This is a genomic window from Saccharothrix lopnurensis, from assembly GCF_042658445.1.
Classification (GTDB): domain Bacteria; phylum Actinomycetota; class Actinomycetes; order Mycobacteriales; family Pseudonocardiaceae; genus Actinosynnema; species Actinosynnema lopnurensis.
On record NZ_JBHSQO010000040.1, the window covers coordinates 22,978 to 42,285 of the forward strand.

At 73.9% G+C, this 19,308-nt stretch carries 19 protein-coding genes; 12 read left to right on the plus strand and 7 right to left on the minus strand.

The genetic code is table 11. The features are described from left to right. Positions 1-43: 43 nt before the first annotated feature. Complete coding sequence (locus tag ACFP3R_RS28550; protein WP_380640238.1) at positions 44-670, plus strand: HAD family hydrolase; 627 nt, start codon at positions 44-46, stop codon at positions 668-670. Between the two features lie 119 nt (positions 671-789). Here ACFP3R_RS28550 and ACFP3R_RS28555 read toward each other — a convergent pair whose 3' ends face one another. Continuing rightward, positions 790-987: a hypothetical protein gene (locus ACFP3R_RS28555; RefSeq protein ID WP_380640241.1), complete on the minus strand. Its 198-nt coding sequence runs from the start codon at positions 985-987 to the stop codon at positions 790-792. A gap of 127 nt (positions 988-1,114) precedes the next feature. Here ACFP3R_RS28555 and ACFP3R_RS28560 point away from each other — a divergent pair, with 127 nt between their 5' ends. Beyond that, on the plus strand, positions 1,115-1,501 hold the full coding sequence (locus ACFP3R_RS28560) for a cold-shock protein (RefSeq protein WP_380640357.1): 387 nt from the start codon (positions 1,115-1,117) through the stop codon (positions 1,499-1,501). A gap of 12 nt (positions 1,502-1,513) precedes the next feature. Here the strand turns inward: ACFP3R_RS28560 and ACFP3R_RS28565 are convergent, their stop codons facing one another. The 3 genes from ACFP3R_RS28565 to ACFP3R_RS28575 all read right to left on the minus strand — a co-directional run bounded on the left by ACFP3R_RS28565 (position 1,514) and on the right by ACFP3R_RS28575 (position 4,652). Then, on the minus strand, positions 1,514-1,984 hold the full coding sequence (locus ACFP3R_RS28565; RefSeq protein ID WP_380640243.1) for a DUF2771 family protein: 471 nt from the start codon (positions 1,982-1,984) through the stop codon (positions 1,514-1,516). 48 nt (positions 1,985-2,032) lie between these two features. Next, positions 2,033-3,793: an MFS transporter gene (locus ACFP3R_RS28570; protein ID WP_380640246.1), complete on the minus strand. Its 1,761-nt coding sequence runs from the start codon at positions 3,791-3,793 to the stop codon at positions 2,033-2,035. A 61-nt stretch (positions 3,794-3,854) separates the two neighbouring features. Continuing rightward, the gene (locus tag ACFP3R_RS28575) at positions 3,855-4,652 is read right to left on the minus strand and encodes a glutaminyl-peptide cyclotransferase (protein ID WP_380640249.1); all 798 of its coding nucleotides are present in this window, start codon (positions 4,650-4,652) and stop codon (positions 3,855-3,857) included. 57 nt (positions 4,653-4,709) lie between these two features. Here ACFP3R_RS28575 and ACFP3R_RS28580 point away from each other — a divergent pair, with 57 nt between their 5' ends. Together ACFP3R_RS28580 and ACFP3R_RS28585 are read left to right on the plus strand one after the other, a co-directional pair. After that, positions 4,710-5,534, plus strand: coding sequence for a DUF3027 domain-containing protein (locus ACFP3R_RS28580; protein WP_380640252.1), 825 nt, complete (start codon positions 4,710-4,712; stop codon positions 5,532-5,534). Next, complete coding sequence (locus tag ACFP3R_RS28585) at positions 5,531-8,362, plus strand: sacsin N-terminal ATP-binding-like domain-containing protein (protein WP_380640254.1); 2,832 nt, start codon at positions 5,531-5,533, stop codon at positions 8,360-8,362. Before ACFP3R_RS28580 ends, ACFP3R_RS28585 begins: the two co-directional genes overlap by 4 nt. A gap of 89 nt (positions 8,363-8,451) precedes the next feature. Here the strand turns inward: ACFP3R_RS28585 and ACFP3R_RS28590 are convergent, their stop codons facing one another. Continuing rightward, complete coding sequence (locus ACFP3R_RS28590) at positions 8,452-8,724, minus strand: DUF2530 domain-containing protein (RefSeq protein ID WP_380640256.1); 273 nt, start codon at positions 8,722-8,724, stop codon at positions 8,452-8,454. A gap of 92 nt (positions 8,725-8,816) precedes the next feature. Here ACFP3R_RS28590 and ACFP3R_RS28595 point away from each other — a divergent pair, with 92 nt between their 5' ends. The 4 genes from ACFP3R_RS28595 (at position 8,817) to ACFP3R_RS28610 (ending at position 13,820) form a co-directional block, all read left to right on the plus strand. After that, a complete protein-coding gene (locus ACFP3R_RS28595) occupies positions 8,817-10,286 on the plus strand; it encodes an NCS2 family permease (RefSeq protein ID WP_380640258.1) in 1,470 nt (489 codons plus the stop codon). A 42-nt stretch (positions 10,287-10,328) separates the two neighbouring features. Next, positions 10,329-10,778 carry a MarR family winged helix-turn-helix transcriptional regulator gene (locus ACFP3R_RS28600; RefSeq protein WP_380640260.1) on the plus strand — a complete coding sequence of 150 codons (450 nt, stop codon included), beginning with the start codon at positions 10,329-10,331 and terminating at the stop codon, positions 10,776-10,778. Between the two features lie 4 nt (positions 10,779-10,782). Beyond that, positions 10,783-12,114, plus strand: a complete 1,332-nt coding sequence (locus ACFP3R_RS28605) for an MFS transporter (protein ID WP_380640263.1) — start codon at positions 10,783-10,785, stop codon at positions 12,112-12,114. Positions 12,115-13,055: 941 nt separating this feature from the next. Then, entirely contained in the window at positions 13,056-13,820 is a 765-nt protein-coding gene (locus ACFP3R_RS28610) for an ABC transporter permease (protein WP_380640265.1), read from the plus strand. A gap of 150 nt (positions 13,821-13,970) precedes the next feature. Here ACFP3R_RS28610 and ACFP3R_RS28615 read toward each other — a convergent pair whose 3' ends face one another. Further along, positions 13,971-14,600 carry a superoxide dismutase gene (locus tag ACFP3R_RS28615; protein WP_380640267.1) on the minus strand — a complete coding sequence of 210 codons (630 nt, stop codon included), beginning with the start codon at positions 14,598-14,600 and terminating at the stop codon, positions 13,971-13,973. 289 nt (positions 14,601-14,889) lie between these two features. Here ACFP3R_RS28615 and ACFP3R_RS28620 point away from each other — a divergent pair, with 289 nt between their 5' ends. Further along, on the plus strand, positions 14,890-15,084 hold the full coding sequence (locus ACFP3R_RS28620) for a hypothetical protein (protein WP_380640269.1): 195 nt from the start codon (positions 14,890-14,892) through the stop codon (positions 15,082-15,084). A gap of 4 nt (positions 15,085-15,088) precedes the next feature. Then, on the plus strand, positions 15,089-15,499 hold the full coding sequence (locus ACFP3R_RS28625) for a hypothetical protein (RefSeq protein WP_380640272.1): 411 nt from the start codon (positions 15,089-15,091) through the stop codon (positions 15,497-15,499). Positions 15,500-16,036: 537 nt separating this feature from the next. Here ACFP3R_RS28625 and ACFP3R_RS28630 read toward each other — a convergent pair. Continuing rightward, positions 16,037-17,536, minus strand: coding sequence for a glutamate-cysteine ligase family protein (locus ACFP3R_RS28630; RefSeq protein ID WP_380640275.1), 1,500 nt, complete (start codon positions 17,534-17,536; stop codon positions 16,037-16,039). Positions 17,537-17,743: 207 nt separating this feature from the next. Between ACFP3R_RS28630 and ACFP3R_RS28635 the strand changes: the two genes are divergently transcribed. Then, positions 17,744-18,532, plus strand: coding sequence for a TrmH family RNA methyltransferase (locus ACFP3R_RS28635; protein ID WP_380640278.1), 789 nt, complete (start codon positions 17,744-17,746; stop codon positions 18,530-18,532). A gap of 37 nt (positions 18,533-18,569) precedes the next feature. Continuing rightward, on the plus strand, positions 18,570-19,271 hold the full coding sequence (locus ACFP3R_RS28640) for a DUF2537 domain-containing protein (protein WP_380640280.1): 702 nt from the start codon (positions 18,570-18,572) through the stop codon (positions 19,269-19,271). The last annotated feature ends 37 nt before the right edge of the window (positions 19,272-19,308 follow it).

Genomic DNA, 19,308 nt, shown 5'->3' on the forward strand with positions numbered 1-19,308 from the left:
GGCACAAAGCTTGGCACAGCGGCGGCGGGCTTAGAGTCGGGTCGTGCCGTTGACCGTGGGCTTCGACCTGGACATGACGCTGATCGACCCGCGACCCGGCATGGCGGCCGTGATGGACGCCGTGGCCGCCGAGTCCGGGCACCCGCTCGACGGCGCCCACTTCGCCGCCAACCTCGGCCCGCCCCTGGACATGGTCTACCGGGGCTTCGGCGTGCCCGAGGAGGAGATCCCGGCCCTGGTCGACCGGTTCCGGGCGCTCTACCCGGAGGTCGTCATCCCGGCCACGGTCGCGCTGCCCGGCGCGGCGCAAGCGCTTGCGGCGGTGCGTGAGCTGGGCGGCACCACGATGGTGGTCACCGGCAAGTTCCGGCCCAACGCGGCGCTGCACCTGGCCGCGTTCGGTTGGGAGGTGGACCACCTGTTCGGCGAGGTGTGGTCCACCGGCAAGGCGGAGGCGCTCAAGGCGCACGGCGCGGCCGTCTACGTGGGCGACCACGTGGGCGACGTGCGCGGCGCGAAGGCCGCCGGGGCGGTGGCGGTCGGCGTGGTCAGCGGGCCGTGCGACGCGGACGAGCTGGCCGCCGAGGGCGCGGACCCGGTGCTGCCGGACCTGACGGGGTTCCCGGACTGGCTGCGCGCGAACGCGGCCCGGCTCGGCCAGGCCGGGTAGGCGCGGCTCGGCCGGGCCGAGCGCGACCCGGCCCGGTGCGACTGGCCCGGTGCGACTGGCCCGGTGCGACTGGCCCGGTGTGACCTGACCCGGCGCGGTCCGGTTCAGCGCGGCCCGGTTCAGCGCCGCCGGGGACGCCGGGCGTCCCGCACCGCGCTGACCACACCCAGCGCGAGACCGGCGGGCGCGAGCAGCCAGCCCGCGGCGAACACCCACGCGGGCAGGCCCCGTTCGCCCACGACGAACATCGCGATGATCGCGACGACACCCAGTGTGAACAGGGCGACTGCCGCCGGCATGAGCTTCGAGGTCGACACACCCCGAGGGTAGTCCCGCTATCGGAGGTGCCCCCGGGCTGGTGTTCTGGCTAGTCTGGTGGGACGCGCCTCGGGCACGCCCCGCGGCGCGTTCGTCGTGTGGATGACCCAGGGATTGGTGAGCGCGGTGCCGACCGGCAAGGTCAAGTGGTACGACTCGGAGAAGGGTTTCGGCTTCGTCACCCAGGACGGTGGCGAAGACGTCTACGTGCGGAAATCCGCGCTGCCCCCCGGTGTCGAGGGCCTGAAGGCCGGGCAGCGCATCGAGTTCGGCATGGCCGAGGGCAGGCGCGGCCCGCAGGCGCTGTCGGTGCGGCTGGTCGACCCGGCGCCCTCGGTGGCGGAGGCGCGGCGCCGACCGGCCGAGGAGCTGCACGGCCTGGTCGAGGACATGATCAAGCTGCTGGAGGTCAAGGTGCAGCCCGACCTGCGCCGCGGCCGGTACCCGGACCGGAAGAACACCAAGCTGATCGCCGAGGTGGTCCGGGCCGTCGCGCGGGAGCTCGACCCGTAGACCCGGGGGACCTCAGCTCTCGACGGTGAGCACCCACACCCGGCGCGCGACGAAGTCGAACGCGCCGGTGGTGCTCGTCTGGATGCGCCTGCTCAGCTGCTGGACCTCGACGCCCACCAGTTGGTCGTCGGGGTTCGGCAGGGTGAGCGTGTAGGCGTGCCTGGGGTCGCTGACGGTGAACATCGCGCTGCGGCCGGGTTCCTGCTCCACGCCCGCGGCGTCGCGGTAGCGGAAGTTCACGCCCCACGCGGTGTCCGCGACCTCGCCCGGCACGGAGATCTGCACCGGCTTGCCGGGCCTGATCCGCAGCGAGCCCTCGGCCGCCGGGTCCCGCCGGCAGGTCTCCGCGTCGATGTCGCAGTCGTCGAGCGGCGGGACGTCGATCGCCTCGCCGTCGGCGTAGAACGTCACCTCGGGCGGGTGCGGCGCGGCGCAGGCCGTCATCGGGAGCAGCAGGAGCAGGGACAGCAGGACTCGGCGCACGGCCGTCGAGCCTACGGGGTGGCCGGCGCCGCGGGGCCGCCGGTGCGCTCAGGGGGCCGCGGGTCCGGCCGCGGGCCGGAGCGGCCGGTCGCCGCCGAGGCCGGGGACCAGCGTGGCGCCCCGCCGCGTCTGGACCGTCTGCGCCAGGCCGACCGCGAGCAGCACCGACAGCACGGTGAACCCGATCCAGTACTCGGTGGGCAGCAGCACGCCGAGCGCCCCGCCGAACACCCAACCCAGCTGGAGGATCGTCTCGGACCGGCCGAACGCGGAGGCGCGGGACTCGTCGGGCACGTCGTCCTGGACGACCGCGTCCAGCGACACCTTGGCCAGCGAGCTGGCCGTCGCGCCGACCAGGCCGACGACCGCCGCCGTGGTCAGGCCGGGCAGCACGGCCGCCACGACCGCGGACGCCAGCGCCGCGCCCAGGCAGCCGATCACCACCAGGTCGGGCGCGCCGAAGTGCAGCCGCGCGCCCACCACGTTGCCCAGGAAGCTGCCGACGCCCGCCGCTCCCGCGATCACGCCCAGCAGCAGCACCTGGAGGAACGCGTCGCCCTCGGTCTGGGCGCGCACCACGAACGCGGCGAACAGCATCAGGAACCCGGTGAGCATCCGGATCGCGCCGTTGCCCCACAGCGCCACCACGACCGTGCGGCCCAGCACCAGGCGCCGCGCCTTCCTCGGCCTGGCGCGCAGGGACGCGGGCACCTCGCCCTCGGTGACCTCCACCCACGCCGGGATGCGCAGGCAGTAGTAGGCGTTGGCGGCGGACAGCACGGCGGTGAACCACAGCGCGCCCGGCGAGCCGAACAGGTTCGCGAACCCGGCCGCGAACGCGCCGAACACGCCGCCCGCGGCCAGGCCGAACACCGTCATCCGGGCGTTGGTCTTGGCCAGGGTGATCTCGCGCGGCAGCACGCGCGGCGTGATCGCGGCCTTGAGCACGGTGAACGACTTCGACAGCACCATGCTGCCCAGCGCCGCCGGGTACAGGGCCCAGTTGTCGAAGTTCAGCGCCATGACCACCGACAGCAGCACGCGCAGCGCGCACGACGCGGCCAGCGCCAGCCGCCTGCCGTGCTGGATGCGGTCCAGCGCCGGGCCGATGACCGGGGCGACCAGCGCGAACGGGGCCACGGTGATCAGCAGGTAGAGGGCGACCTTGCCGCGGCTCTCGCCGGTGGCGGCGGAGAAGAACAGGGTGTTGGCCAGCGCGACGGCCATCGCGGCGTCGGCCGCGTAGTTCAGCATCACCGCGTAGGTCAGGGAGGACAGGCCGGACTGCTTGGCGCCGTCGGCGTGCGCGGCGCGGCGGAACGTGGCCAGGGCCCGGCCGACGAGCTGGCGGGCGCGGAACCAGGCGACCCGGGTGACGGTGAGCTTCTTCGGCGGGGCGGGCGCGGTGGGGGTGGTGGGCCGGTCGTCGGGCGGCGCGAAGCGGGCGGACGCCTCGGTGGACCGGTCGGCCTCGTACCAGGACTCCGCGCCGCGCGGGGGTCCGCCTCGGTGGTCGGCGCCTCGGTGGTCGGCGGTGCGGGGGTCGGTGACCCGGTGGTCGGCGGTGCGGTGGTCGCTGCCGTGGTGGTCGGCCCGGGGCCCGGCGCCGCGGTGGTCGGCGCGGTCGTCCCGGTGGTCGCGCCACCCGGCGTCGGGCCGCGGTTCCGGCCGGGTCCCGCGCGGCCGGGTCCCGCCGGGGTCGGGCGGCGGCGGTTCGCCGGGCGTCGGGTACGGCCGGGTGCGCGGCTTGTACTCGTCGTCCTCCCACGGGTACCGCCGCGACTGGTCTTCCGGCCGAGGGGGCGTCACAACCCCAATCCTGCCTGATCGGGGGCAGTCTGTCCCCGCATTGCCGCCCGCCGGGCGGGGCTCAGCCCGCGGTGAACCTGATCCGGAAGATCGTCGGCCAGTTCTTGCCGGTGACCAGGAACTCGTCGGTGCCGGGGACGGCCGCGATGCCGTTGAGCACGTCGGCGGCCGGCACGTCGGCCGGTCGCAGCCCGGACAGGTCCACGGTCGCGTCGACCCGCCCGTCCGCCGGGTCGACGCGCACCACCTCGTCGGTCTGCCACACGTTCGCCCACACCCGGTCGCCGACGCACTCCAGCTCGTTCAGCTCGGTGACGGGCCGCCCGTCGCGGGTCACGCCGGTCGAGCCGGTCTCGGCGAAGGTGACCGGGTCGCGGAAGGTGAGCTCGGCGGTGCCGTCGCTCATGACCAGCCGCTCCCCGTCGCGGCACAGCCCCCAGCCCTCGCCCTCGTACGTGACGCGCCTCACCTCTTCGAGGGTCTCCCGGTCGCGTTCGAGGGCCACGCCGTTGCGCCAGGTGAGCTGCCAGAGCCGGTCGCCCACGACCGTGATGCCCTCGCCGAACAGGTCCCCGGGCAGGTCCACCCGCCGCTGCACCGCGCCGGTGGCGGGGTCCACCCGGCGGATCGACGAGCGCCCCTCCAGGCCGGTGCCCTCGTAGAGCACGCCGTCGACCAGCTCCAGGCCCTGCGTGAACGCCCCGGTGTCGTGCGGCAGGGTGCCCAGCACCTCGAAGCCGGTCGGCACGCCGCCGGACCCGCCGGTCGACGTGGCGCCGGACCCGCCGGTCGGGCCGCCCGCCGGCCCCCCGCACGCCGCCGACAGGAGGAGGACCGCCGTCACCAGGAGCCACCGCACGTCCGAAAGGGTGGCACGTGTGCGCGGGAGTGCGAAGACGTGCGGCACAATTCACCTGTGACCGCGACGCCGACCCAGCAGCCCCATCCAGTGCTCGCCGATGACGCGGCCGTCCGGCTGGCCCGTGCCGCCGCGCAGGAGGAGGCGGGCGCCGACGCCGTGGGCGACCACGTGGGCGTGGTCGCCGAGGACCGGACGGCGGTCACCCACCTGTTCGAGGCCAGGCACTCGGGCTACCGGGGCTGGAACTGGGCGGCCACCGTCGCGTTCGCCGGCGAGGGCACGCCCCTGTCGGTGAGCGAGGTCGTGCTGCTGCCCGGCGACGACGCGCTGGTCGCGCCGGACTGGGTGCCGTGGCACGAGCGGGTCCGCGCGGGCGACCTCGGCGTGGGCGACCTGCTGCCGACCAGGGAGGACGACCCGCGCCTGGCGCCCGGCTACGTCGGCTCCGACGACCCGGCGGTCGAGGAGGTCGCGCTGGAGGTCGGGCTCGGCCGCGTGCGGGTGCTGTCCCGCGAGGGCGTGCTCGACGCCGCCCAGCGGTGGCACACCGGCGACTTCGGGCCGCGCAGCGACATGGCCCGCAGCGCGCCCGCGACCTGCGGCACGTGTGGTTTCTACCAGCGGATCGCCGGGTCCCTGGGCGCGGCGTTCGGGGTGTGCGCGAACGAGCTGACGCCCGCCGACGGGCACGTGGTGCACGTGGAGTACGGGTGCGGCGCGCACTCCGAGGTCGAGGTGGAGGGCGGGTCGGTGGTGCCGGTGGCCGACCTCGTCTACGACGACGCGGTGCTGGACGTGGAGGCCAACGCGCCCGTGGCCGCGCCGCGCGGCGAGACCCCCGCCGCGGCCGGGACCGCCGCCGACGAGACCGGGCGGTGAGCCCGGAGCAGGGTGACCCGTTCGGCACGGCGGCGCTGCGCGAGTCGGTGCTGGCGGCGTGGCGCGGATCGCCGACGAGGTTCCGCGAGGACGCCAACGCCGAGGAGGACCTGAGGCTCGGCGGCTACCGCGACCGGCTGCTGGTGGAGCTGGCCCAGAACGCCTCCGACGCGGCCGGCGCCACGCCCGGCGTGCTGCGGCTGTCCGTTGTGGACGGTGAGCTGCGGGCGGCGAACACGGGCGCGCCGCTGGACGCGGCCGGGGTGGCGGCGCTGGCGTCGCTGCGGGCGTCGTCGAAGTCGACGGGCGCCGTCGGCCGGTTCGGCGTCGGGTTCGCGGCCGTGCTGGCGGTGACCGACGCGCCGCGCGTGGTGTCCCGCGACGGCGGCGTGGCGTTCTCCGCCGACCGGACGCGCGAGCTGGTGCCCGACCTGGCGTCCGCGCGCGGCGGCGACGTGCCGGTGCTGCGGCTGGTGTGGCCGACCGACGAGACCGACCTGCCCGGGGGCTTCGACACCGAGGTGCGGCTGCCGCTGCGGGCGGACCCGGCCGGGCTGCTGGCCGAGTTCGCCGCCCAGGCCCCCGACCTGCTGCTGGCGCTGCCCGGACTGCGGCGCGTCGAGGTCGACGGGCGGGCGTGGGAGCGGACCGAGTCCGCCGGCGTGGTCGAGCTGACCGGCCCGGACGGGGTGCGGCGCTGGCTGGTGCGCCGCGACGGCGGCGAGCTGCCCGCCGAGCTGGTCACGGGCGTCGAGTCGCGGCCCCGGTGGTCGGTGTGCTGGGCGTGGCCCGTGGACGAGCCCCTGACCGGCGACGTGCTGCACGCGCCGACGCCCACCGACGAGAAGCTGTCCCTGCCCGCCCGGCTGATCGCGACGCTGCCCGTGGAGCCGTCGCGGCGGCGCGTGCTGGCGGGCCCCGCCGCGACGTTCGTGCTGGACCGGGCGGCCGCGGCGTACCCGGCGCTGGTGTCGTCGCTGCCCGCGGTGGAGCGCACCTCGCTGGTGCCGCTGCCCGGCTTCCCGCTGTCCGAGGTGGACGACCGGCTGCGGACCGGCCTGCTCGCGGCCCTGCGCTCGGCGCCCTGGCTGCCCCTGGCCGACGGCGAGTGGACCGCGCCCGCGGCGGCCCGGGTGCTCGACGTCGCGTCGTTCGAGCTGGTGGAGCTGCTGGAGGACGTGGTCCCCGGCCTCCTGGACCACGAGCTGACGCTGCCCCAGCACGCGAAGGCCCTGGCCGCCCTGGACGTGCCCCGCATGTCGGTGGCGGAGGTCGTCGAGGCGCTGGCCGGCGTCGGCGGCGACCCGGCCTGGTGGCGGCAGGTCTACCGGGCGCTGTCGCCGATCGCGGACGTCGACGCGGCGGCCCGCGAGGCGATGGGCGCGCTGCCCGTGCCGCTGGCCGACGGGCGGCTGGTGGGCAGCCCGCGCGGCGTGCTCGTCGGCGACGAGCTGATGCCCGTGCCGGGCCTGCGGATCGCGCACCCGGACGCCGCCCACCCGCTGCTGCTGCGGCTCGGCGCCACCGAGGCGACGTCGGCCGAGCTGCTGGACTCCGACGCGGTGCGCGAGGCCGTCCGGCACAGCCTCGACGACCCCGGCATGGACGGCCCCGAACTGGTGGACACCGTGCTGCGGCTGGTGGAGCGGGCCGGCGGGCGACCGTGGCTGGCCGAGCTGGCGCTGCCCGCCGCGGACGGCGAGTGGCGGCGCGCCGACGAACTGGTGCTGCCCGACTCGGCGCTGCTGGAGGTGCTGGAGGCGGACGCGCCGTTCGGCGTGCTCGACGCCGCCACCGCCGGCGCGTGGCCGCGCGAGGTGCTCACCGCCGTGGGTGTGGTCGACGGGTTCACCGTGGTCGAGGACGACTCGCCCACCGAACCCGACCACGACCTGGCCGACGAGGGCTACTGGTGGGACGGGTTCGACGTGCCGCCCACGCGCGTCGTGGGCGTGCGCGACCTCGACCTGGTCGCCCGCGACAGGTGGCCGCGGGCGCTGGCGATGATGGCCGCCGACCCGGTGGTGTGGCGGGCCGTGACCGAACCCGACGGCTACACCTCGTGGTGGCTGGCCCGCTACGCGAGCCTGGACGGCGCGCCGCCGGCCGCGTGGCGACTGCCGTCGGCGGAGGCGCTGGAGGGCCTCTACGACGTGGTCCCCGAGGTCGACGTGCCCCCGCACGTGCTGGCCGCCGTCGGCGTGCGCGCGGACCTCGGCGTCGCCGACGAGGACGACGTGAAGGACCTGCTGGCGCGGCTCGGCGACCCGGCCCGCACGCTGTCCGACGCCCTGGTGCTGCGCGTGCACGCCCTGCTGGCGGAGGTCGCCGACTCGGTCGGCGTCGAGCCGCCCGACCGGGTGCGGGTGCTCACGGGCGCCGCGGTCCCGGCGGACGACGTGCTCGTGCCGGACCTGCCGTGGCTGCTGGGGGTGCTGCCGCCGGACCAGGTGCTGGCCTCGCGCGGCGCGGCGCCGGTGCTGGCCGAGCTGCTGGCGCTGCCCCTGGCCTCGGAGGAGGTCACCGGCTCCGTCGTCGACGAGGGCGACGAGGCGGTCTGGTCGGACCTGGGCGCGGTGCGCCTGGCGTGCGAGCTGCTCGGCGTGGACCTGCCGACCGGCACCCTCGTCGTGCACGACGAGCTGGTCGTGTCGGCGGAGGGCGCGGAGCACCCGGTGTCCTGGTGGGTCGACGGCGAGGTCGTGCACGCCGCCGACACCCCGGAGGGCCTGGCCCGCGCCCTGGCCTGGACCACCGGTCGCTGGGAGGACCGGCACACCTTCGCCGCCCTCATCCACGACCCCACCCCGGCCGTGCTGCTCGGCTGACCCCGCGTCGCCGGGGGCTCGACGTCCCCGGTGACCACCGCCATCCGGGCGGGCACCCCGAACCCGCCACGTCCCCTACCCGGTGAGCCCTACCCGGTGAGCCCCTGCCCCCGCTGCGCGGTCCGCTTCCCGCGCCGCGCGGCGGAGCGCTGCCAGGCGAAGACGCCATAACCGACGAGCCCCAGCGCCGCGCCCGACAGGCACGTCCACAGCAGCGTCCGCTCCTCGCGCCAGAACACGAGCACGACCGCGGCCGCCAGGAGCCACAGCACCGCCCCACCGACGATCGCCGGCACCGGATCGGCCAGCCGCGGCGGCAGCGGCGGAGGCGCGGGGAGGTCGGGTGCGTCCTGTTCTGCCACGTCAGGCAGGCTACCTCCCCGAAACACGGGTGGGGCACGCTCTGCCTTTCCGCCACACCCCGCCTTTCCGCCACCCCCACCCAGGAGATGAGATGGCCACCCCCGCCGAGACGTCGCCCCGCTCCAAGCTGGACGCCTTCTTCAAGATCACCGAACGCGGGTCCACGGTGGGCCGGGAGGTGCGCGGCGGCCTCGTCACCTTCGTGACCATGGCCTACATCGTCGTGCTCAACCCGCTGATCCTCGGCAGCTTCGCCGCCGACGACCCGTCGGCCAAGGTGGACGTGCTCGGCAACATCCTCACCATCCCCCAGGTCGCCGCCGTCACCGCGCTCGTCGCCGGGGTCATGACGATCCTGTTCGGCCTCGTCGCCAACTACCCGTTCGCCCTCGCCACCGGCCTGGGCATCAACTCGTTCGTGGCCGTGTCGATCGTGCCGCAGGTCAGCTGGCCCGAGGCGATGGGCCTGGTCGTGGTCAACGGCCTGGTGGTGCTGCTGCTCGTCGTCACCGGCGTGCGCACCGCCGTGTTCAACGCCGTGCCCGCCGAGCTCAAAGCGGCCATCGCCGTCGGCATCGGCCTGTTCATCTGCTTCATCGGCCTCGTCGACGCCGGGTTCGTGCGCCGCGTCCCCGACGCCGCCGGCACCACCGTCCCCGTCGGCCTCGGCATCAACGGCTCCATCGCCTCCTGGCCGACGCTCGTGTTCGTCGTCGGGCTCGTCGTGACCGGCGTCCTCGTCGCCCGCAAGGTCAAGGGCGGCATCCTCATCGGCGTCCTGTCCGCGACCGTGCTCGCCCTCGTCGTCGAGGCCCTCGTGGACGCCGGCCCGTCCCAGGGCACCAGGCCCACCGGCTGGAACCTCGGCTACCCGGCGCTGCCCGACCAGGTCTTCAGCCTGCCCGACCTGTCGCTGCTGGGCGACGTCTCCTTCGGCGCCTGGACCCGCCTGCCCGCCCTCACCGCCGCCCTGCTCGTGTTCACCCTCGTGCTCACCGACTTCTTCGACACCGTCGGCACCATGACCGGCCTGGGCAAGGAAGCGGGCCTCATCGACCGCGACGGGCAGCTGCCGAACGTGTCCAAGGCCCTGTTCGTCGACGGCGTGGGCGCGGTCGCCGGCGGCGTCGCCTCCTCGTCGTCCAACACCGTCTTCGTCGAATCGGCCTCCGGCGTCGCCGAAGGCGCGCGCACGGGCCTGGCGAACGTCGTCACCGGCCTGCTGTTCCTGGCCGCCGTGTTCCTCACCCCGCTGTACGCGATCGTGCCGATCGAGGCGGCGGCCCCCGCCCTCGTCATCGTCGGCGCGCTGATGATCGCCCAGGTCAGGGAGATCGACTTCGCCGACTTCTCGATCGGCCTGCCCGCGTTCCTCACCATCGTGGTCATGCCGTTCACCTACTCGATCGCCAACGGCATCGGCGCGGGCTTCGTCAGCTACGTGCTGCTGCGCGCGCTCACCGGCCGGGCCCGCGGCGTCCACCCGCTCATGTGGGTGGTGGCGGCCGCGTTCGTCGTCTACTTCGCGATGGGCCCCCTCCAGGCCGCGCTGAACGGCTGACCGGGCGATCCGACCCACTTCACCAGGACGGGACGCGAGATCGTGAGGTATGCTAACTACGTGACGGAGACCGAGGTGGAACCCGGACTGGCGAGCCGACTGCGGCTGGCCGTGGTCCGGCTGAACCGGCGGCTCCGCGCCCAACGGGTCAACTCCGCGATCTCGCTCACCCAGGTGTCCGCGCTGTCCACGCTGCACAAGTGCGGACCCCTGACCCCCGGCGAGCTGGCCGCCCGCGAAGGCGTCCAACCCCCCTCCATGACCAGGGTCATCGCCGCCCTGGAGGAGTACGGGTTCGCCACCCGCCGCCCCCACCCCACCGACGGCCGCCAGGCCATCGTGGAACTCACCGAGACCGGCATGGGCTACATCAACGAGGAGGTCTCCGCCCGGGAGGCGTGGCTCGACAAGCGCCTGGCCGAGCTGACCCCCGACGAACGGGGCGTGCTCTCGCGCGCCGCCGGGATAATCGACAGGATGGCGGGGCAGTAACGACGTGCCGGCGTACGCGGGTGGTGCAGGGGCCGACCAGCTCGAACCCGGTTCGACCGCACCCCCGCCCCGGCGGCGGCGCGCCGGCACGTTCGCATCCCTGAAAGTCCGCAACTACCGCCTCTACGCCTCCGGCCAGGTCATCTCCCTGATCGGCCTGTGGATGCAGCGCGTAGCCCAGGACTGGCTCGTCCTGGAACTCTCCGACGGCTCACCCGTCGCCCTCGGTATCGCCGCCGCGCTCCAGTTCGCGCCCACGCTCGTGCTGTCCCTGTGGGCGGGCGTGCTCGCCGACCGGATGGACAAGCGCAAGCTGCTCCTGTTCCTGGAGACCGGCCTCGGCCTGTGCGCGCTCGTCCTCGGCCTGCTCGACGTCACCGGCGTGGCCCAGCTGTGGCACGTCTACCTGCTGTGCCTGCTGCTCGGCGCGGTGTCGGCGGTCGAGACGCCCGTGCGGCAGAGCTTCGTGGTCGAGATGGTGGGCCGCGACCAGCTCACCAACGCCGTGGCGCTCAACTCCATGACGTTCAACCTGGCCCGCATGATCGGCCCGGCCATCGCCGGCGGCATGATCATCCTGGTGGGCACCGGCTGGGTGTTCCTGATCAACGCGGTCACGTTCGTCGGCGTCATCGCCGGCCTGCTGCTGATGCGCCCGGCCGACCTGCACCGCGGCGACCCCGTGCCGCGCGAGAAGGGCCAGCTGCGCGCGGGCCTGCGGTACGTGCGCGGCCGCCCCGACCTGGTCATCCTGCTGTGCCTGGTGTTCTTCATCAGCACCTTCGGGTTGAACTTCTTCGTCACCCTCGCGGTGCTGGCCCGCAACACCTTCGACGGTGACGCCGACGCCTACGGCCTGCTGTCCACGATGCTCGCGGTGGGCACGTTCGCCGGCGCGACCCTCGCCGCCCGCCGCAGCACGCGCGGCAAACCCCGCCTGCGGCTGCTGATCACCGGCGCGCTGGCGTTCGGCGTCCTGGAGATCGTGGTCGGCCTGATGCCGACGCTGTGGCTCACGGGCGCGGCCCTGATCCCGGTCGGCATCGCCATGATGACCTTCACCACCACCGCGAACGCCACCGTGCAGCTGGCCGTCGAGCCCGCCATGCGCGGCCGGGTCATGGGCCTCTACATGCTGGTGTTCCTCGGCGGCAACCCGGTGGGCGGCCCGGTGATGGGCTGGCTGGCCGAGCACTTCACCGCCCGCGCGCCCATCGTGTTCGGCGGGGTGGTGTCGATCGTGGCCGCCCTGGTCGGCGGGGTGGTGCTGGCCCGTCGGGGCGGGATCACGCTGTCGGCGTCCCGCCTGGGACTGCGCCGACGCCTGCGCTCCTGAACTGCGGCGATCGCGCCGGCGCGACCGCGCGACCACCACGGCGGCCCGGACCGCGAAGCGCCACGACAGCGGGACGTCACCGGCACACATGCGCAGAGCTTCACCATCGCCTGCGCCTGACCTGCCGGCCACTGGACACGCGGTTCTTCATCGGCGCCAGAAGTGTGGCGGTGCACGAGCACCTCCGCGCCGGCCGTTCTCGGCAAGGCTCGTCACCCCGTGCCGGAGGGCGGCTCGACCGGGGAAGCGCGAGGTCAAGGCCCTTGGCCTGCGAGAACTGCGTGTTCCCGTACTCCGGTCAAGCACCCCGGGGTGTTGTTTCAAGGGTGGTTCCAGGCGTTCTTTTCGGTGGATGAGTTACGCATGAGGAAAGGGGAGTGCGGACAAGGCCCATTACCGTCCGCCGCATGACCACCCCTGAGGTGCCCCGGCACGACCACGCAGACCAGCCCTCTACCAGGAGCCACTGGGCAGAGGCCATGGTGCGAACCCGCGGTCGGGCCCTCGATGCACACAGCGAGAAGTTGCGTGACCTGGAGCAGCGATTGACGCGCCTGGAGCGCGCGGTGGTCGACTGATGCCCGGAGCCCGTCCATCCGCAGTCGACCGGACCCCGCTGGGTCTTCGACCCTTGTGACACCTCCGTCGGCACCACCACCCAACAGGAATCGCTCATCGCCCGGAATCCGTCCACCCGACCGGCGGTCACACCGCTCAACAGCATGGAGTGCGTGTCGTCCTTCGTGTCGGCGCCCCTGGGCGTTGGACCCCGGTGGCCGTCCGGGGGCCCGACCTTGCCGCCTCCATATTTCCGGCAACGTGCGAGCCGTTGACATCGATCCCGGATTTGATGTTCTTAACCCGTTCGTGTCATCGGAGTGATGACGTCCATCATCACGGTACCGCAGGCGTGCGGGAGAGGGGAACCCGACAATCCCGGTGTGGTGATCAACGCGGACTGGGTCCGCCTGCTCGTCGTGTGCCTGGTGCTCACCGCCGGCGCGGGCGCGGTGCTGCACTTCGGCGGGCTGGCCTCGCCCCGGCCGGTGGTCCGGGCGGCCCTGCGCGCGGCGGTCCAGCTGGCCGCCGTGTCGGCGGTGATCGCGGCGGTGTTGGCGTCGTTGCCGTTGACCGCGGCGTTCCTGCTGCTCATGGCGGTGATTGCCACGGGCACGTCCGCGGCACGGGCGAAGACCGGCCGCCGCGGGTGGTGGGTGGCCGTGGCGATCCTCGCGGGTACCGCGCCCACCATCGTGATCCTGCTGGTCAGCGGTCTGGTGCCGGTGCGGGGGATCGCGCTGGTGCCGGTCGGCGGCATCCTCGTCGGTGGCGCGATGACCGCGACCACCCTGTCCGTGCGGCGGGCCCTGGACACCCTGCGCGACCGCCACGGCGAGTACGAGGCCGCGCTGGCGCTGGGCTTCACCGAGCCGGTCGCGGTGCGGGAGTTGGTGCGCCGCCCCGCCGCCGAGGCCCTGCTGCCGGCGCTCGACCAGACCCGGACGGTCGGGCTGGTCACGCTGCCCGGCGCGTTCGTCGGGATGCTGCTCGGCGGCGCGCCGGTGTGGCAGGCGGGGGCGCTCCAGCTGGTCGTGCTGCTGGGGCTGCTGCTGGTGGAGGCCACCGCGATCGCGGTGGTGGTGGAACTGGTCGCACGCGGTTTCGTCCGGCGGGGTTCCCAAGAAGGTGATGTTAGGCTAACCTAAGTCACGTCGCTTCGTGGTGGGAGCGGCAGTCAGTTCGGGAACAGACGAGGCCCCGCCCCCGGTCGTACCACCGGGAGCGGGGCCTCGTCGATTTTCGGCGACGGGGCTTTGTCGGAGCATCCACCGCCGAAGATCACGAGAGCCGCCCGCTCACCGCTGCGGCAGCAGCAGCCCGTTCCGCCCCGCCCGGGCCGCCTCGAAGCGGGCGGCGACGTCGTCCCAGTCCACGACGTTCCACAGCGCCGAGATGTAGTCCGCCTTCAGGTTGCGGTACTGGAGGTAGTAGGCGTGCTCCCAGATGTCGAACACCAGCAGCGGCGTCGTGGCGATCGACAGGTTCGAGTGGTGGTCCTTGAGCTGCTGGGTGATCAGCCGCTCCCCGACCGGCTCCCACGCCAGGATCCCCCAACCCGAGCCCTGGATGCTGCCCGCCGCCGCGGTGAGCTGCGCCCGCAGCCCGTCGAACGACCCGAAGTGCTCGTCGACCGCGGCGGCCAGCTCGCCGGTCGGCTTGTCGCCGCCGTTCGGGGACAGGTTCTTCCACCAGACCTGGTGCAGCGCGTGGCCGGCGAGGTGGAACGCGAGCGTGGTCTCCAGCCCGACGATCGACCCGAACGAGTTCTTGTCGCGCGCCTCGTCGATCTGTTCGAGCGTGTCGTTGGCGCCCTTGACGTAGGCGGCGTGGTGCTTGCCGTGGTGCAGCTCGTTGATCTCGCCGATGATCGCCGGCTCCAGGTCGCCGTAGTCGTACTCCAGATCCGGCAGGACGTACCGCGCCATGGCATCCCCTCGTTGCAGATCACTTGTAGTTGCAACCTACTTGCGATTGTGTTGTGCCGAAAGTCGGGCGCGTGGCTCGCGGCGGGGTTGCCACCATCGGGGACGTGTCCGTGCCGGTGGTCCGGAACGTCACGCTGCCGTTCGGTTCGCGGACCGTGGTCTCGGAGGTGCGGCTCGATGTTCCGGCAGGCCGACGCGGAGGACCCCCGCGCTCGACGGCGCCGGCAAGTCGGCCTTCCTCGGTCGCCTGCCGCTCGCCGCCGGGGGAGCGGATCGGGCCGGGCTCACCGTGCTCCGGGCGCGCGGCACCACGTGCCCGAGGCCGGACGAACCGGCGAACCGCCTCGGCCTGGACGCCGTCGAACGGCCGGTGCGGGTGCCGGAGGACTGCCGGGACACGCTGCTGCTCGTGACGCGCGACCGGAAACCGGCCCAAGCCGTGGGGGTGGACCGCACCCCGGACGTGACGACCCTGGCAAGATAGGCGCATGGGCACCGAGGAGGACTGGCCGATCGAGCAGACGTGGTCGCTGCGCAACACGCACTGGCACGCGTACGTGGAGCACACCTCTCTTGATCACGCGTCCCCGAGGTCCGAGCGCCTGGAGCGGACGCCGGAGGAGGTGCTGACCACGCCGGCGGAGGTGGCCGCGTGGCTGGAGATCAACCTGCGCAGCGCGACCAAGCCGGAGGAGGCGGGGAAGAAGCGCACCAAGGACGAGCGCGACTTCTCCGACTCGAACCGCGTGCACACCTCGCTGGCGTCGATGGGCGAGAGCATCTACACCGGCGTGAAGGGGATGCTGACGCTCGCGGTCGAGGCGGTGACGCCCGACGAGTGCCGCAACACGCACGACGGGGCCGACGTGGCGCCGCTGAAGGCCGGCCGCCGCCGCTGAGGTGGGCTATGATTCGGTCGTGTCGTCGAGGTGATGACACGAACGGGTCAAAGTGGGCGGATCCGGGATCGATGTCAACGCCGCCGACGTTGCCGGGATCAAGGAGGCGGCGCGGCTGGCGGGGCACCGTGCTGGTTGGCGCGTACCCGTGTTTGGCGAAGACCTCGCCGAACAGCGCCTGGGACACGCGCAGGCAGTCGGCGGGTGCGCCGGCGGGGCCGGCGAGCACGGCCGCGACCGCGTGATCCGGGGTGCGCCGGCGAGGGCGGCGAGCACGTCGCGACCGCGTGCTGCGGGGAGACGCACCCCCGCCTCGTCCCGCGTCGGCCCGCTGGGCCGGCCACCCACGCGGCCGTGGGTCGGACGGGCTGGAGCCGGGTCGCCGCGCAGCTCGTCCGGTGGTTGACGGGGTGCCGGTGGTCGGCGGGGCGTCGGGGCCGGGTGAGGCCCTGCTGTGGCGGTTCGCGTACGGACGGTGGCGTGAGGTGGGGCGGGGGGTGGGAGCTCCCCGGATCGTGGGAAGCACCCACCCGTGGCTCACGGCGAGACCGGCCACGTGTGCACCGGCTCGCCCTCGTGCATCAGCTCCACGTACCGCGTGAGCATCGCCGACAGCGCCTCCTCCCGCTCCACGCCCTTCTCCTCCATCATCGTCACGGTCTCGCGCTGCCACTGGGACCCCGTGCGCCGCGCCAGGCACCGCGCCTCGATCACCCCCAGGTACCGCTCCCGCGCCTCGTCGGACACGCCGCAGTCCCGCAGGCCCTCGTGCGCCAGCGGCAGCAACCGCCGCAGCACCAGCTCGTCCGGCGGCACCCAGCCGATCCCGGGCCAGTACAGCTGCGCGTTCATCCCGTGCCGCGACCCCGAGTACAGGTTCTCCTCGGCCGCGTGGAAGGACATCTGGCTCCACAGTGGACGTTCCGAGGTGGTCAGGGCGCGCTGGGCCCCGTAGAAGAACGCGGCGTTGGCCATGGTGTCCAGCACGGTCGGCCCGGCGGGCAGCACCCGGTTCTCCACGCGCAGGTGCGGCACGCCGTCCACCACGTCGTACACCGGTCGGTTCCAGCGCCACACCGTCCCGTTGTGCAGGCGCAGCTCGGTCAGCGACGGGGTGCCGCCCGCGCCGAGCACGTCCAGCGGGTCCTCGTCGCCGGTCTCGGGCAGCAGCGCCGGGAAGTAGCGCACGTTCTCCTCGAACAGGTCGAAGATCGACGTGATCCACCGCTCCCCGAACCACACGCGCGGCCGCACGCCCTGGTTCTTCAGCTCCTGCGTCCGGGTGTCGGTCGCCTGGAGGAACAGCGGTATCCGGGTCTCGTGCCACAGCGCCCGCCCGAGCAGGAACGGCGAGTTCGCCGCGATCGCCACCTGCACCCCGGCCAGCGCCTGGGCCGCGTTCCAGTGGGCCGCGAAGTCGTCCGGCGCGACCTGGAGGTGCAGCTGCACCGACGTGCAGGCCGCCTCCGGCATGATCGACTCCGAGTAGCTGGACAGCCGCTCCCCGGGGCGGCCGGGCAGCGGCGCGCCCTCCATGGACAGCGCCACCTCCTCGCCGCGCTCGGCCAGGATCCGGTCGTTGAGCACGGCGTAGCGCGGCTGCGTCGACAGCCACCGCCGGTCGAAGTGCTCGTGCCGCAGCGTGGGCAGCACCCCGATCATCACGATCGAGGTGCCCGCGTCGTGCGCCTTGTCGTCGGCCGACGCGAGGGTGGAGACGAGTTCGCGCTCCAGGTCGAGCGTCTCGTCCCTGGCCAGTTCGCGCGGCGGGACGTTGACCTCCAGGTTGTGCTGCCCGAGCTCCAGGGTGAACGACGGGTCGTCGATCTTCTCCAGCACCTCGGAGTTGGCCATCGCGGGCCGGCCCGCCCGGTCGACCAGGTTCAGCTCGATCTCCAGCCCCATCTGCTGGCGCGGGAAGGAGAAGCTGCCCTCCGCCAGCATGGTGCCCAGCGCGTCCATGCACCGCTGCATGCGTTCCCGGTAGCGTTGGCGGTCTTCCCTGGTGAAAGTCCGGGTGGACACATCCCTACCCATGCCGCCTCCCAATCGGTTCGGGCTGCTCCGGCGGGCTCAGCGGAGGTCAACCGTGGCACAGCGTGACCGGGCCGGCCAGCGTCCAAATCGGTGCTCTCTGTCACCTGGCAGTAACAATGAGCGAGAACTGCCTGGTGGTGGGCTTGTGCCGATAACCCCCGGTTCTGCGAGCGGTGTTCACGTACCGGGAGGTGGGACACTGCCCGGGTGATCGAGATCGACGACCCGGCCGACCCGCGCCTGGACGACTTCCGGGACCTGTCGACGGCCGACCGCCGTCCCGACCGCCCCGGCGGGCGCGGCCTGGTGATCGCGGAGGGCGTGGTCGTCGTCGAGCGCCTCCTGGCCTCGCCCTACCCGGTGCGGGCGCTGCTGGGCGTGCGCCGCCGCGTCGAGGCGCTCGGCGACGGCGGCCGCGACCTCCCGGCGCCCGCCTACGTCACCTCCGCCGAGGTCATGGCCGAGGTGGTGGGCTTCCACCTGAACCGGGGCGTGCTCGCCGCCGCCGACCGGGCGCCGCGGGCCGACCTCGCGGACCTGGTCGCGTCCTCGCGTCGGCTGGCCGTGCTGGAGGGCGTCGGCGACCACGAGAACCTGGGTTCGCTGTTCCGCAACGCCGCCGCCCTCGGCATCGACGGCGTCGTGCTCGGCCCGGGGTGCAGCGACCCGCTCTACCGGCGCAGCGTGCGCGTCTCGATGGGGCACGTGCTGCGCGTGCCGTTCGCCTCGATGCCCGACCTGCCCGCCGGGCTGGAGCTGTTGCGCGCCAACGGCTTCACCACCGCCGCCCTGACGCCGCGCGCCGACGCGGTCGGCCTGGCCGACGCCGGGTTGCGCGGGCGGCGGGTCGCGGTGCTGCTCGGGTCCGAGGGGCCGGGCCTGACCGACCTGGCCATCGGGGCCGCCGACCTGGCCGTGCGCATCCCCATGGCGGGGGGCGTCGACTCGCTGAACGTGGCCACCGCCGCCGCGATCGCCTTCTACGCGATCGCCTGAACGCGCTACGTTCTTCCCGGACACGAGGAGGGCGCAGGTGGAACTGCGGGTTCAGGACGGCCGGGCCGTGCTCGCGGGCCGCGACGGGGTCGGCGACGGCAGCGGCGGTGGCGACAGTGGCGAAGGCGGCAACAGCGGCGAGCGGGAGGTCGACCCGCACAGCCTGCCGCTGGGCGCGGGCCTGGCGGACGCGCTGCACGAGTGGGCGAAGGTGGCCGACGCGGTGATCCGCAGCGACACGCCCTCCGACGGCGCGGCGAGCGCGCTGGTGACCCGGCGCGGGCGGCAGCTGGCCGGTCGGCTGGCCGCCGACATGGGCACGCCCGTCCGGTACGCCGACCCGGTGACCGGCGAGCTGGTCACCGTGGAGGCGCCCGAGGACCCCGACGACCCCGACGGCTCCACCGACCCCGACCGCCTCGACGGCCTCGACGACGAGCCGCCCGGGGACCCGGCCGAGGACCCCGCACCGCGGGAGCCGACGCCCTGGGGCACGGGCCTGGCCGTCACCGTGATCGTCGGCGCGGTGGTCACGTTCACCGTCTACATGCTGTCGGTGGGGCTGGGCGAGACCAGCCAGTGGCTCGCGGTGCTGGCGAACGTGCTGGTGGTCGGCGGCATCTCGCCCTCCGTGTGGCTGGCCCGCAACACCCCGGTGTGGCGGTGGGTCGCCTACGGCGTGGTCGCGGGCATCGGCGTGGCCTGGCTGTCGCTGCTGCTGAACAACCTGCTCGGCTAGCCCCGGGCGCGGGTCCGGTCGGCCGACCTCCGCCGGC